7 protein-coding genes are annotated in these 15,309 nt (G+C 40.4%); 6 read left to right on the top strand and 1 reads right to left on the bottom strand.

Annotated elements, in window-relative coordinates:
* Positions 1 to 264 precede the first annotated feature (264 nt).
* Positions 265 to 1,083 (bottom strand): exodeoxyribonuclease III, encoded by an 819-nt coding sequence (locus tag B9T25_RS02785; RefSeq protein ID WP_086186938.1) that lies wholly within the window; start codon positions 1,081 to 1,083, stop codon positions 265 to 267.
* A gap of 41 nt (positions 1,084 to 1,124) precedes the next feature.
* Here B9T25_RS02785 and pyrE point away from each other — a divergent pair, with 41 nt between their 5' ends.
* The 6 genes from pyrE (at position 1,125) to B9T25_RS02755 (ending at position 15,157) form a co-directional block, all read left to right on the top strand.
* The gene (pyrE, locus tag B9T25_RS02780; protein WP_086186937.1) at positions 1,125 to 1,775 is read left to right on the top strand and encodes an orotate phosphoribosyltransferase; all 651 of its coding nucleotides are present in this window, start codon (positions 1,125 to 1,127) and stop codon (positions 1,773 to 1,775) included.
* Positions 1,776 to 2,333: 558 nt separating this feature from the next.
* Positions 2,334 to 4,994 (top strand): DUF11 domain-containing protein, encoded by a 2,661-nt coding sequence (locus tag B9T25_RS02775; RefSeq protein WP_086186936.1) that lies wholly within the window; start codon positions 2,334 to 2,336, stop codon positions 4,992 to 4,994.
* 19 nt (positions 4,995 to 5,013) lie between these two features.
* Complete coding sequence (locus B9T25_RS02770; RefSeq protein ID WP_086186935.1) at positions 5,014 to 7,719, top strand: hypothetical protein; 2,706 nt, start codon at positions 5,014 to 5,016, stop codon at positions 7,717 to 7,719.
* Complete coding sequence (locus tag B9T25_RS02765; RefSeq protein ID WP_086186934.1) at positions 7,706 to 11,695, top strand: beta strand repeat-containing protein; 3,990 nt, start codon at positions 7,706 to 7,708, stop codon at positions 11,693 to 11,695. Before B9T25_RS02770 ends, B9T25_RS02765 begins: the two co-directional genes overlap by 14 nt.
* Before the next feature lie 241 nt (positions 11,696 to 11,936).
* A complete protein-coding gene (locus B9T25_RS02760; RefSeq protein ID WP_086186933.1) occupies positions 11,937 to 12,431 on the top strand; it encodes a hypothetical protein in 495 nt (164 codons plus the stop codon).
* A 35-nt stretch (positions 12,432 to 12,466) separates the two neighbouring features.
* On the top strand, positions 12,467 to 15,157 hold the full coding sequence (locus B9T25_RS02755) for a beta strand repeat-containing protein (RefSeq protein ID WP_086186932.1): 2,691 nt from the start codon (positions 12,467 to 12,469) through the stop codon (positions 15,155 to 15,157).
* The last annotated feature ends 152 nt before the right edge of the window (positions 15,158 to 15,309 follow it).

Here is a 15,309-nt window from a genome sequence, read left to right as displayed (position 1 = left end):
AGAAAACCCGCATTTAATCATCCTGATCATGCGGGTCTCAATATAACGTCCATTGTCACATCCTTGCAAAATAAGCTACCGAAGTGGTTTATTTTGTTTCATCCTACGGCGTCCTATCCTTTTGCTGTCATCCTGACATGTCCCTTTGCCGTGGAGCAATAATGCACTTAAAACAGCTGTATAAAAATACACAAACGCGTCAAGTGTTGTAGGATTTTGGATGGTATTGAGTGAACTGATGTTCACTCAAATAGATTTTCTTGCTTAGATTTTATAATCAATAATCACGGGAGCGTGGTCGCTAAACCAAGTCTCTTTATACACCCAAGCATTGACGGTACGTGCTTTCCAGTCAGGGGAGCAGGCTTGGTAATCAATCCGCCAACCGACATTATTGGCACGGGCTTGCCCACGATTTGACCACCATGAATAGATTTCAGCTTCTTTACGTACTTCACGGAAGGTATCGACATAACCCAAATCATCATAAATATGATCCAGCCAAGCACGTTCATGTGGTAAACAACCAGAAGATTTTTGGTTACCTGACCAATTTTTAATATCAATGCGTTTATGTACGATATTATAGTCACCACAGACGATGACAGATTTATCTTCATCACGCCATTGCTTTAAGATATGTTGATATTGATCTAAAAAGTGGTCCTTACGTGCTTGAGCTTCTTCACCCGATGAACCTGAGGGTAGATATAAAGAGCAAATATAAACAGGTTTGTCTAAACCTACATCAAATTCCGCAGCAATGAAGCGTCCTTGAGAATCAGCCAGTTCAAAACCTAAACCATCGGTTATAGAAACAAAAGGTAGACGACTATAAATGGCCGTGCCTGCATAACCCGCACGTTCAGCGGGGAAGAGGTGGGTATACCAGCCTTCTGGTCTAAATTTTTCCGTCCATTGAGCATGAGTAATCCGACTTTCCTGCATACAAATCACGTCTGCATCAGATTGTTCCATCCACTCAAGCAAGCCCTTGGTGACAGATGCACGTAAGCCATTAACATTAATTGAAACGACTCTTAGAATTTTTTGATCACTTGGATAGCTACTCTTTGGTATCATGCGCAGTCATAACCTCTATATTATGAATTTCGGAGCACCTCATGACCTCGCAAGCGACTTTTAACCCTCAAGCTTTTATCGAACTTGCACTCTCACGCGGTGTACTTAAATTTGGTGAGTTTACTTTAAAATCGGGTCGTGTGAGTCCTTATTTTTTTAATGCGGGTTTGCTTAATGATGGTGAAGCGTTAACACTGTTGGCTTCTGGCTATGCAAATCAATTAACGGCTTGTGATAATGTTGAAGTGATTTTTGGACCTGCGTATAAAGGGATTCCATTTGTTGCTGCAACGGCTGTGGCTTTATCTCAAAATCATGGTGTAAGTGTACCTTGGGGTTTTAACCGTAAAGAAGCCAAAGATCACGGTGAAGGTGGTATTTTGGTCGGTGCTTCTGTTGCAGGCAAAAAAGTTTGGATCATTGATGATGTGATCACGGCAGGGACTGCGATTCGTGAAGTGGTGACGATTCTTAAAAATGCTGGTGCACAAATTGCGGGCGTGTTGGTCGCGCTTGACCGTCAAGAAAAAGGTCAAGGTGAACTTTCTGCAATTCAAGAAGTACAAAAAGAGTTAGAAATACCAGTTCATGCCTTAATTACCATGAAAGATTTAATGGACTTCTTAGCTGCGAAAGGTGAGAAAGATGCTTTAGCGAAAATGGAAGATTACCGTGTGAAATATGGCATCTAATTGCAATATTGTTAGGATTTAAAAATAAGGAGCGTATGCTCCTTATTTTTTTATATATTTCAGGATGGAATAGAAGAATAAAAATTATACATCACTGCAAGCGTGGCGCTCTGATTTTGCTTGCTGACCGAACTCATGATTACGTTATTCATCGGGTAAAAATCCTGACATCAAACTGTTCTCAAAGACATGATACTTGCCCTTGGTAAAGATTGAATAAGAGCTAAGTTTGAGTCACATATTATTTTTCTACTTCTTTTCATTTTATGCTGTGGTGTTTCATTTCATGTTAATGATGACAATAATACAGTCGTAAAATTGGTATGCTTTTTAAGCATTTTTTGAGTTTTTATAAGATTAAATGGCTTAAAATATGATGAGTGAAATAGAGTTAGGTATAAATTTTTTAAAATAATTAAAAATATATGGAATTAACTTCGGTTGGTGATTTAACAAAAATGTTTTTTTGTGTGTTTTAGTTCATGTTTTATGTAGTATTATGTGTTAAGAATTGTAAATAATCTTTGTCTTTATAATAAATTTTGTAGGTTCATACACATGATAAGCCAATTCAAGAAAAGTGCTATTTCAAAAACTTCATTGATCACTTTGCTTGGCTTATTTATTGGATTTCAAAGTTCAGTGGTTCTTGCTCAGCCTAAAGCAGGAAGCAGTATTACCAATATTGCGAGCGGTGATTTTTATGATGAACAGGGTAATCTGCAAGTTATTAATTCTAACGCTGTTGTTCTAACAGTTCAGGCCATTTATGCGCTCAATCTGCAAAGCAATCAACAGAATATTGGTACTATTGGTAGTAAGCTCAATTTTCCACATGTACTGACCAATACTGGCAATATTGTAGATAATTACACATTAAATTTAAACCAGCTGGGCAATGATCAATTTGATGTAGACAATATGGCTGTTTATATTGATCGTGATCAGAATGGTGAGCCCGATGATAACAATAATCTGCTTAATTCCAGCGACAGTATTCGATTAGAAGCAGGTGAGTTTGCTTCATTGGTGGTGGTTGGAAGTATTCCAACGAATGTATCAGCAAATAATGTTGCAAATTTTACTTTAACTGCTATCAGCCAGTATGATAATGCGATTACAAGAATAGTCAGTGATACAGTAAAAGTTGTTGATGATGCCGTTATTCAGGTGACTAAAGCTCAGAGCGTGAGTACGGGTAAAACAGGTACAGAAATCGCCTACACTTTTACTTATGCAAATACGGGCACAGCAGCAGCACGATTGGTTTTACGAGATACTTTGACTACAGATCTCAGCTATAAAGCGGGCAGTGGTAGTTGGGGCAATGGTTCTAGCTCGTTGACTGATACTGATGATGTTGAAACGGGTGCAAATGCTGCAATTAAATATAAAGTAAGTAATGGTCAAATCGATGTTGAATTAGCGAGCATTGCTGCTTTAAGCAAAGGTACAGTCAGCTTTAAAGTGACGGTGAATCCGAATGCGATAGAGAAAGTTCCAAATACTGGGGACTATCAACAATATAATGCATCAAATGCGCTTTTAAAAAGTACAACAACCAATACCGTGATCTTTAATGTACAGCAAACATTAGGCGTGGTATTAAACTATAGTCCTGCCAATGCAAATGATGATGGTGAGCCAAATGGTGGGGCTAATAATTTACAAACTCAAAATAATAGATTTGCGGGAACGGCCAAAGAAATTCAATTTGATCATTATGTCTGGAATATTGGTCAAGCAATTGATACTTATAATTTAAGCTTAATCAAAAGTAATGTTCCAAGCTGTGCGGTGGTTCGTTTTTACCATGCGGATGGTCGTACGCTGCTTACAGATAGCAACGGTGATGGTCTTGTCGATACTGGTGGTTTAGCCGCAGGCTTATCCAAAGCCATTAAACTGGGCATCTATTTTCCAGCGAATTGCACTTCAACCGCGAACATGGATTTTGATATTACTGCTGCATCAATCACGGATACAGCAGTCAGAAATAGCACTCGTGATCGATTAACCAATACGGTGAATATTGGCGACAGTGATTTATATAACAGTAATAATTCAGGTCTAGGTGTTGGAAATGTTGCGGATACAAATGGGCAAGCGTTACTGATCAAAAATGCTGCAAAAGGTGTAGGTGCAGTCTTTCCGCTCGTGATTAAAAATAATAGTACGGTATCTAATAATTATAATTTATATGCTTCGAGTACGAGCATTGATATCAATAGCATGAGTACCATTTTGCCAGCAGACTGGGAGGTGAAATTTTATAATGGTGATGCCTCTTGCCAATCCCTGCAAGGTGAAATGAGCAATACTGGAACTTTGGCCGCTGGGACGGTTAAACAATATTGTGCTGTGGTCAGTGTTCCTGAAAATACCAATTTAACCAGTTTTCCAATTTGGTTTGCGATGAAATCTCCTATGAATGCGCAAGGGGACAGCATTAAAGATCAGGTTAATGTTGCGCATAGACAGTTGATCTTAGCCAATGATCAGCAAGGCCGAATTAATATTGGCGGTACTGTGGTTTATTTACATAGCTTAAAAAATCTGGGTTCATTTGTTGAAGGTGATACCAGTGGCAAAGTGAGCTTAAATGTCGTGCCGCAGAAGCCAAATGATGGCTTTAGCTATACGCTCTATTACGATGAAAATAATAATGGCATGCTAGATGGCACAGACCCAATTGCCACGGATTTATTTATTTCCAGCGGCTTAGCACCTCAGAATTCAATTCAGCTGCTTCTAAAAGTTCAGGCGCCAGCTACAGCGACTAACGGTATGTCGAGCGCTGCCAATATTGTGGTTTCAGCGACCAATACCATTCAAGGTGTGACGTTAACATCAGTCCAAAATACCGATTTGACCACGGTCGACCCATCACAGCTTCGGTTAACGAAAGAACAGACTAAAGATGAAGCATGTGTGTTGACGAATGTCATCTTGGCAAGCTATAGCAGCACTCCATTGACTATTAAGCCTAAGCAGTGCGTGACTTACCGCCTAACCATTAAAAATGAAGGGGCAACGCCAGCTGCCAATGTTGTCATCAATGACATGGTGCCAGCATATAGCATTTTACGCAGTACTCCAGCACCATCAGTCAGCAAAGGGACAGTAGCGGTAAGTGGCGATAAAATTTCAGGAAATATTGGAACGCTTACACCGCAGGAGCAGGCTGCGCTGTATTTTTCTATTCAAGTAACACCTTAAGTTGGGCGGATAATAGAAGATGAATATAGTGAATACATTGGAAAATTTTCGCACCAAAATTATCTCTTTGGTTGTTTTAGTTAGTACGGTACTGGTGATGCAGCAGTCCAGTTTTGCTGCTGCTTCGACTCGGCAAATTATCAGCAATATGGCGATTGGTGAATATACTGAGGAAGGTTCTACGGTTGTTCAGGTTAGCCGCTCGAATTTAGTTCAAACCACGATTCTGCCCGTTTATTCAGTCAACTTAACGGCAAACAATACAAAAACTGTTGTTGCAGGGCAAACTGTTTATTTCAGCCATACGTTAAGTAATACAGGTAATGAAACAGATCAATATAGTTTTACTATCAGCAATAATAATAGCGATGATCATTATGATTTTAATAATTTTTCTGTCTTTTTAGATAAAAATAACGATGGTGTGCCAGATGGTGCTGCAATTACATCTTATGCGCTGAGTGCGGATGAGTCTGTTGGATTAATTGTTGCGGCGAGTGTGCCGAGTAGTGCGACTGTCAGTCAAAATGGATTGTTAACTTTAAATGCAACTTCTTTAAATAATGCTTCAGGTATTACAAGCAATATTGATGCAGCCAAGGTCACCGATCAGTCTACTTTGGTGGTACGTAAAAAGTTTTCTCAAACTACTGTGGCCAATGGTGATGTGATCACTGTTCGTTTGGACTATCAAAATCTAAGCAGTGTGGCGACCGGCAGTGTGACTTTAACAGACACGTTGGATGCCAGTTTGCTTTATCAGCCAAGCACTGGCGAAAACTGGAATGGCGCAGCCGTTAATTCGAATACCGGAAATAATGATCCAGCAGGGATTAATTATAGTGTGACGTCCAATGTGGTGAGCGCTGTATTAAGCAGTGTTGCAGCAAATAGTGTTGGTTATATTGAGTTTAAAGTTAAAATAAATCAAGTGGCGGCTGGGTCAGTCAATAATACGGTTAACTTTCAATATGATCATGATAATAATACGGCCACCACTGCAATTGCTGATTTAAGTAATATCGCTGTGGTCAATGTCGCGCCAATTTATGCGGTCAAGATCAATGGTAGCACAAGCGATGTAAATAACAGTGCTGCAATTACTGCTGCGTCAGTCATGCAGGGCGGCGAGTTGATTTTCAATAACTATGTTTGGAACATGGGAAATAGTGTTGATAGATTCAATCTAACGTTGACTGGAAGTACATTTCCTGCGGGTAGCCAAATTGAATTTTATCGTGCGGATGGTGTCACGCCACTATTAGACAGTAATGGTGATGGTATTGCTGATACGGGTTTATTGCCATCGAGTTTAGTGTCACCGAATACCAATTTCCCGATTGTGGTTAAAGTACGTTTACCGAGTAGCTATGCAGTCACAAGCAACACGCCATTTGAAGTTTCACCCCAAGCTCAGTCATTGGGTGATATAACAAAAACAAGTTTGATTAAAGATCAAGGAAGCTTACTTGCAACAACTGCAGCTCGGTTGGTCGATTTAAGCAATAGCCCTGAAAATAATGGGGTAGGCAATGGTAATGTTGATAATGCAGGCAATGCGTGGAAAACGCTGGTTACAGCGTCTAGCAGTAATTCAATAGCTGGCGGACAGGCTATTTTCCCATTAAAAGTAAGTCATACAGGGGTGGGTACAGAATATTTACTTAGTGCAAATGCGAGCAGCGATTTTACGAATTTGATTTTGCCTAATGGCGTGAATCGAGTGCGCTTTTATGTAGCACAGGATGGTTTAAATTGTACAGATTTAGCCGCTGAAATTGGTAAAACGCGTTACTTAAATGATGGCGAAAGCCAGTTGATTTGTGCCGTTGTTGAAGTGGATAAAATCAATAATAGTGTGACCACGCCAATTTATTTCCGTGTTCTTTCAGCTAGTTTTGTCAGTGGCAATAATGGCAGTAATCCAAGTCAAGATACGATTAAAAATGCGATTACGATTCAAAGTGTAAATGCTGTTGCACAAGTAGAATTTATGCCGAACTCTCGCGGTCAGGTGGCACCGCTCGGGACTGTAATTTACAGCCATACATTAACCAATAATACCGATGCTGATTTTGGTGGCAACTATAGTTTTCTTATTAGTGATGATCAGGAAGCCTTTAATAGCACACTTTTTTATGACACCAATGGCAATGGATTATTTGATGGTGGTGATTTGACTGTACGCAGTTTGGCAGATTTGCCAAGTGGCAAGCTGGCTGCGTACCAACAGGTAAAATTACTATTACAAGTTCAGAATATGGCTGCGAATAACGCCACGCAAGCGAACAGCACTGTGGTGAATTTGACCAATTCAAGCAACAACCAAGTTTTAGCTTCCATTGTTGATGTCACAACAGTGGCTCAGGCACAGCTTAAGCTGAATAAATTGCAAGCACGTGATTTTGATTGCAACGGTACGGCGGATGAAGCGTATAGCACTAGTACGTTAAGCATTGGTCAGCAAGCGAATGGTTTAGGTCAATGCGTACTATATAAAGTGACTTTAACCAACACCAGTGTGGCGGATTTGAATCGTGTCTTTACGTTTAGAGATATGACGCCTGCGTATACGGTTTTGTCGCAATCGCCAGTGTGTACATCTTGCAGCAGTGTCACCAGTCCTGCAATGGGGCAGGTTGGGGCGTTAACTGGAACGTTAAATAGTGTGATGGCAAATCAAAGCTACGAATTTAATTTTGGGGTGCGCTATGTTGGACAGTAAGCCACGAACACAACAACAAGCAGTCTTGAACATTCACAGAGCAAGTATGATGATGAATAAATTTTTCTCTTGGATATTGATGTTATTCAGCTATTTGATATTCATAAATAGTAGCTTTGCAGCACCGCCAACGATTGAAATTCTTTCTGGCTCAGGTTCAGGACAAGGTCCAACGGCTAGCTCGGGTACACATACATTTTTACTCAACAGAAATAACCCTTCCGATAATACCAGTGAGACCTATGCACCAACTACAACGGTGAGTTACGCGATTACCAATTCAACTTATAACACTGCAGTCTATTCTGGTCAGGGCTCAACAGCGAACAAACCAGAGTTAACTTTTGGTGCGGGTGGAAGCGCTTCAAGCGCAACAGCATCTAATATCTTACAACCATTAAATGCGATTGGTGGGGCGCAGGATAATATGTTTGCTGCAAGCTTACAAAATGCGCCAACTGGGTGTGTAAGCGGCTCTGCATGCTCAAGCACGAGTGGTGGGATTAGCGCATCTAATAATCATGGTGTAGCAATGTTGATCATGACTAAGGCGCTTACTAATACTAGCGCCTCTACAAGCAACAGAATAAAAATGGGGACTGTGCACATTACTTTTAACCGCCCAGTTACGAATCCGGTTTTGCAAGCTGCGGGGATGGGGGCGACTGTTGGAAGTTTGGGGTTCGGTGCTGAGTTTGCGCTTACGAGTAGTAATGTTCCTGTAACAATGAGCCGTATTGTGGGAAGTAAAGAACTCTCAGTAAGTGGGAATAACATTGCCAATAATGCTTCTACCATTAGTTCTACTAGTGGTAGTGGGGGCGCGAGTGGAAGTGTCTATATTAAAGGGAAAGGAATTACCACTTTAACATTTGATATTTATGTGCGCGGAGATGGTCGCGGAGCATGGGCAGCTAATGGAGCTGATGCTTTTTTCTTTGGCATATCAAGTATGGATGCTGATAGTGATATTTCGATTGTTAAAAGTCAGCGTATAGGAACATCAGGAACATTTGTGCAAACGCAATTAAATAATGTTCCCGTAAATTCTATCATGCAGTATCAGTTATTAATTACGAATAATAAACCAGCAAATGCAACAGTGGGTGGTTCAGCTTACTTGGCGCCTTTTTCAGATATTATTCCTTCTAATCTTAAAGGTGTCAGTATTGTTGGGACACCAAGTACAACAGTTACTGGGACAACATGCGCACCAACTTTGTCAGGTAATGATACTAGTGGATATACATTAAGTGGAAACTTTAGTGGTGCGAGTACAGCTACTTGTACGATTACACTTCAAGCAACAGCTAAAACTGCTGGAACAATTACCAATACCGCAACCATCGCAGCAACATCAACAGATTCAGCTACGACAAATGATAGTAGTTCAGTCAATGCGATTATTGTTGATCCAACCCCAGTCACAGCAGATACGACTATTCTTGAAGCACGTTTTAATATTACGCCAAATTTACCCACAATTGTTCGAGGGCGGGTAGCTACTCAAACAATTGATATTAAAAATGAAGGCCCTAATAACGCAACAAGTACTGTCGCAACATATATAGCCGCACCTCAATCTGGTGTAAGTGTGAATTCTGTCAGTGTTGTTGGTGGAAGTGCCTGTAGTTTGAGTGGTTCTCAATGGTCGTGTCCAATTGGGAGTTTAGTAAATGGAGCAACCACGCAACTATTGGTAACTTATAGTACAACCAGTGCTTCTTCGTTGGGTATTGCGCAACAGGCAACGGTCAAAGTCGGTAGTAATGAATTTAACCCTGGTAGTGGTGTTGGTGAAACACTCTATAAAGTTTGGGGGACCAATGCACAAAATGAATATCGTAGAAATGGTGCATTTTGGGTGGGTTATGAAGGTACGGGCGGTACTGCAAAAGTGGGAAATTATGCAGATGAAAACTCCTCGATACTAAGTCCATGGCCTGTTAATCAAGCAAGTCCTACAGGTGGATATTTGGTTTCAGGTAATAATGGAACCAGTGACTCTACTTATGCAGCATCGAGTACTACTTCTTCAGCAATGATTCAAAAAATTATTACTGCGATGGGTTCAGATATTGATGCCACTGTTCAACTCAATTCGATTAATACTCCGGATATAGGTGATAATCGTAGGGCGTGGGAGTTTACAACAGGCTTATACATTTCAACGTCCCAAGCTGTCACCTTTTGTATTGGAAATGCTGGTGTTGGTGTGGATGATGGTGCCTATATCATGGTTGATGGTGCTGCTGTAACAAGCGTTAATGGTTACGTATCTGGAGGGGTGACAGCAGCAACATCTGCTGCTCTAAGTGTTGGTTATCATCGTATTACTTATCGTATTGCTAACCGTAATACTTATTCTGGTGGTAGTGAGTTATCGCCAGGTGGTTATGGGGCAATTGGGTTGTCGCTTAGTGGTAGTTGTTCAACAGCAAATTATGACAATGCAACAAGTAGTGGTGTTCCTGTAAGTATTAATATTATTGATGGCGCAAAAATTAAAATTGCTAAAAACTCAGTTAATGGCACGGGAACGTTTAATTATATTAATTTGACAAATTTAGTGAACAGTACAACGACCGTAGCTACGGACTCTGTAACAACAACAACAGCGGGATCTGCAGTAACGTCAACACAGCAATTATGGGCTCAAACATTAAATTCAGATGTTACAGTGACTGAAAGTGCTTTATCTGGTTATGTTTTATCTGGTGTAAGTTGTATTGACTCGAATAGTAGTGTAACTGGTAACACTGGTACTTTTTGGACCTTGGTGAATAATGTCGTTACTATTCCCGCAGCACGTATTAAAGAAGGTGCAAATATTACGTGTACTTTTACCAATACTAAACTTATTTATGTCGATATTGGGGGGCGAGTCTTTGTTGATAATAGTGGCACAACGCTTGATGCGACTAAGGCATATAATGCTATTCAAGATGCTGGTGAAGTTGGAATAGCGAATAGCACTATTCGTTTAACCAACTGTAGTTCAATGCCATTAGCTACCACAGCAACCAATGCAAATGGTGATTATGTATTTTCAATTGAACAAGGTTTATTACCTTCCTCTTTTTGTATTGTTCAGCAGAATTTACCTGAATACATTTCAGTAAGTGGTGCGAATGGCTATAGTCGATCAGCCGATACAATTACATTAACCAAAACAAGTACCACTAGTTATACCGCGAATAACTTTGGTGATGTGATTGTTAGTGTTGTATTAAATGAAGATGGGCAACACACCGTGATTGCGGGTGATGTTACAGACTATCCTCATCGTTTAACAACGCAAATACCAGTTCAACTGACTCAATTATTGCAAACCCAAACGCAACAACCTAATTCCAGTATTGATCAGCCGTGGCAAGCTTTGGTTTATCGCGATACCAACTGTAATGGTAATGTGGATGCGGGAGAAACTGTCTTTAATCCGAGTACAGCTAGCCCATTTTTGTTACAGCCAAATGCGGATATTTGTTTAGTTCAGCGTGTACATGTGCCAACCAATGTCGTTGCAGGCACACAGCATATTGGAACGCTACAGGCGAGCTATGCTGTGGTTTTGGCTAATCCTGTACAGACAATTACGGCACAGACTGTTAAACGTCAAGATGTGACACTTATTGGTAGTGCTGGCTTAACATTGACAAAAAAAGTCCGTGCAGTTGTAAGCTGCCCATCCACGGCGGATGATAAAAATCCTTTTGTTATAAATAATCAAGCGCAAAAAAAAGATAATTTGGAGTACGAAATTATCTATAAAAACAATAGTACCAAGAAACTTCAGAACGTGAAAATTCAGGATAGTTTACCAACTGGTACTGCTTTTGGCAGTATCAGCTGTGCCTCAACGCCTAGCGGAAACACGTGTAGCTCAAGTAACTCTGGTAGTTCATTGCAATGGGATTTAACGGGTGTGTTAAACCCTATAGCTACAGGTACCCTAAGATTCTGCGTAAAACAATAATTGTGAAAACAAACAAGCTTTAAATAAGCAAAGGCAACTGGAATACCTAAATAGAAAAGTTGGTATAAAAGTTGCTTTGCTTGAATCAATTCGTGTTTAATGTAATAAAGTGTGATATTTATCAACAAAAATGTATGTAAATGATGTATTTTTGTAATCAATAAAGATTTGTTTGAATTCAGTTTTGAAAAAATAGAAACCTCAGTTCAAAAATGGAATAGCGAGTTTTGGAGCAATAAATATGTATGTAAAAAGTCAATGGAAAGCAGGGGTGCTTGGATGTGTTGCTTTAATTTTAGCCGTAAATGCAAGCGCTGAAACTAAAGTGGTAAAAGATCCTGTATCAGTAGAATTAAAAACCTATCTCGTTAGTACAAGTACAGATGGAAAGCCGACAGTTAAGTTAGTGACCAAAGTAAAGCCGAATGATGTGATTGAGTATCGTGCGACGTATACCAATAACACGACTGGAAAAATTAAAAATCTTGCTGCGACTTTACCAATACCAGTAGAAACCCAATTTTTGGCCAAGTCAAAGCCAGAAAATGCGCAAGCAAGTACAGACGGTATGAGTTTCGCCCCGATGCCTTTAAAGCGCAAAGAGGGTAACCAAATAGTGAACGTTCCGCTTAAGGACTATCGTGCATTGCGTTGGACGATTGCAGAGCTTCCAGCAGGGAAATCTGTAACAGTTTCAGCTCAAACACGTATTAATAGCGAAAAAACCAAAAACTAAACAAATATTGAATATTCAATCGGGGTAAGTTCCAAATGTCCAATCAAACACAACGTTTAAAGTTCACGCAATTAGCAGCATCTATTGCATTGGTTGCCGGCGGTGCTGCATTTGTTTCAGCAGCGCATGCTGCGGCGCCAACTGCGGGGACAAATATCAGTAACATTGCATCTGCAAGTTATACTGATAACAATGGTGCGAGTAAAACTGTTACATCAAACGTGGTTACCACAACCGTTTTACAAGTGGCAAGCTTTACTTTGGTTACAGACCAGAGCAAAACTGCAAATGCTAATGGTCAAGTGTCTTTATCTCATACCTTAACCAATACAGGTAATGGTAGTGATACCTTTAACGTGGGTGTTGTGAATAACGATACACGTGATAGCACTACAGATAGCTATGATTTTAGTGGTTTAAATGTTTATCTTGATGCCAATAAAGATGGTATTCCAGACAGTCAAACGCCTGTTACCAGCATCACTTTAGCTGCTGGTGAGTCGGTTAACTTAATTGTACAAGCAACAACAGCAAACAATGCTGTTGTTAATGATTTGGGTAAATTAACTGTTTCTGCAAGTAGTACTGTCGATACAAGCGTCACTGCTAAAAACGTTGATAGCGTTAAAATTACCAATGGTGCAGTCATTAGCTTGGTTAAATCTGCAAGTGTAAAAAATGTAGATGCAACTCAAGCAGGTACGACAGCGCGTGAAGTTGAATATAGCTTAGCTTATCAAAATACAGGTAACACTACGGCAACAGACGTAACCATTACTGACATACTTCCTGCTGGCTTAACTTATGTTGCTGGTTCAGCAACGGTCAATGGGACAGTATTAACTGATGCTACAGATGCAGATAAATATAACGTTACTAGTGGTGTCGTAACATTAGTTATTCCTACTGTTGTTGCGAACAGCAGTGGTGTTTTAAAATTCAAAGTTAGAGTAGATCAAAATACGCCTGCAGGCACAATTACCAACACCGCAGAAGTCGATCCAGATGGTTCTGGCACAGAAGGTAAAACACCATCTAACCCGAATGATATTACGGTACTGGGCGTTAAAAAAGGCACAATCAATGATAGTACTACAGATGCCTTCGCCGATGGTGTAACACCAATAGCTACGGCACCTGTTGATGACGTGATTACCAAGTCTACCACTCAAGGTACGCCAGTTATCTTTGGTGGCACGGGTACTGGTGTAGAGCCAATTGTTATCCATAACACGGGTAATGTTACAGAAATATTTAACATTGCTGTGAATAAAACAGCTTTACCGTCAGGTAGCATTGTTGAGCTCTTTAAGGCAGATGGCGTAACGCCATTAACCGATACCAATGGTGACGGTGTTGTTGATACTGGACCAGTAGCAAGCAGTGCGGTATACCAAGTTGTTGCTAAGATTACTTTACCATCTGGCTATTCTACAGCATCCGCTATCAATACAATCTTAACCTCTGTTCCTGTTACCAATCCGACAGCTACCGATACCATGACCCTAGTCATTGATAAAGTAACCGCTTCTACAGTGGATTTACATAATGGTGATGCAACCAACAGTACAGCAGTCCCTGTTTCCGGTGCATCGGGTCAAGATACTGGGCAATATGTTGAAACTAAATCAGCTAAGCCAGGTATATCTGTTAATTTCCCATTAACGGTAGAAAACAAAGGTGCAACAGGAGATAACTTTAATTTATCTACAGCACCAGCATTGCCTACAGGCTGGACGGTTCAATACTACCTAGCAGATGGTTCTGGTAACCCAACAGGTGCTGCAATTACCAATACGGGTAATATTCCCGCTGCTGGTGCAGTTAAATTGGTTGCGGTTGTAACATCTCCAGCAAATGCTCCAGCGGGCAACCAAGAAGTGATCTTCAAAGTTGCATCACCTGCAACTGGCTTAAGTGATGTAATGTCTGATCGTGTAACTGTAGAAACAAATCGCGTGCTTAGTCTGCAAAATGATCGCACTGGTCAAGTTGCACCAGGTGGTACGATAGTCTACAAACACACTCTGACCAACAACGGTAACATTGTTGAAGGTGCTACGGCTGGTAGTTTGCCATATACAATTACCAACGATCAGGCTGCAAATGGTTGGGTAACAAGCTTATTTGTTGATTTGGATAACGATGGAATTGCGGATGCAAATGAGTTAGTCACAGGTAATGATCTTGCTGCATTAACTGGCAGTATTGCTCGAGGCTCTGCTGTTAACTTACTCATCAAAGTTCAAGCGCCAACAAATGCGACCGCTGGAACACCGAGCTCAGTTATATTTACAATTTCACCTACAGTTGTTGGCGGTCAGTCAGTTGTTTCACTCGTGAATACTGATTTAACAACGGTGACGAATGGTCAAGTACGCTTGGTGAAAGAACAATCTTTAGCGAACTGTTCTAGTGGTGCTGCTACGGGTGCTTATACTCAAAATACTGTATCTGCTAAACCAGGTGAGTGTGTGAAGTATAAGATTACGGCAACCAATGAAGGCAATGCTGATGTCACTAATGTGGTTATTAGTGATGCAACACCTGCTTATACCACATTGAAAGTGATTGCAAATGCTTCTCCATTTGCAACAAATGCAACATTGAACACTTCAACTGCTGCTCTAATAGATGGTTCAACAGGTACAGTTGCTGCTGAGAAAACACCTTTAGCACCAAGTACAAGTGCGGTATTAGAGTTTGTCATTAAAGTTAATAATTAAAGACTCATTAGATGATTTTTGATCGTCAGCAATGAGTTGATTAAGCATGTGAGCACTGGCTAGATGTGGGTGCTCACATCACATAATTTAGAATTTTTTTTATTTAGACTATTTTAGTTAAAGGGTAGAGCGCTGTGCAGCGACGGAAGCAA

The sequence above is a fragment of the Acinetobacter sp. ANC 4470 genome, from assembly GCF_002135335.1.
GTDB lineage: Bacteria > Pseudomonadota > Gammaproteobacteria > Pseudomonadales > Moraxellaceae > Acinetobacter.
This window is presented reverse-complemented; position numbering and strand designations above follow the sequence as displayed.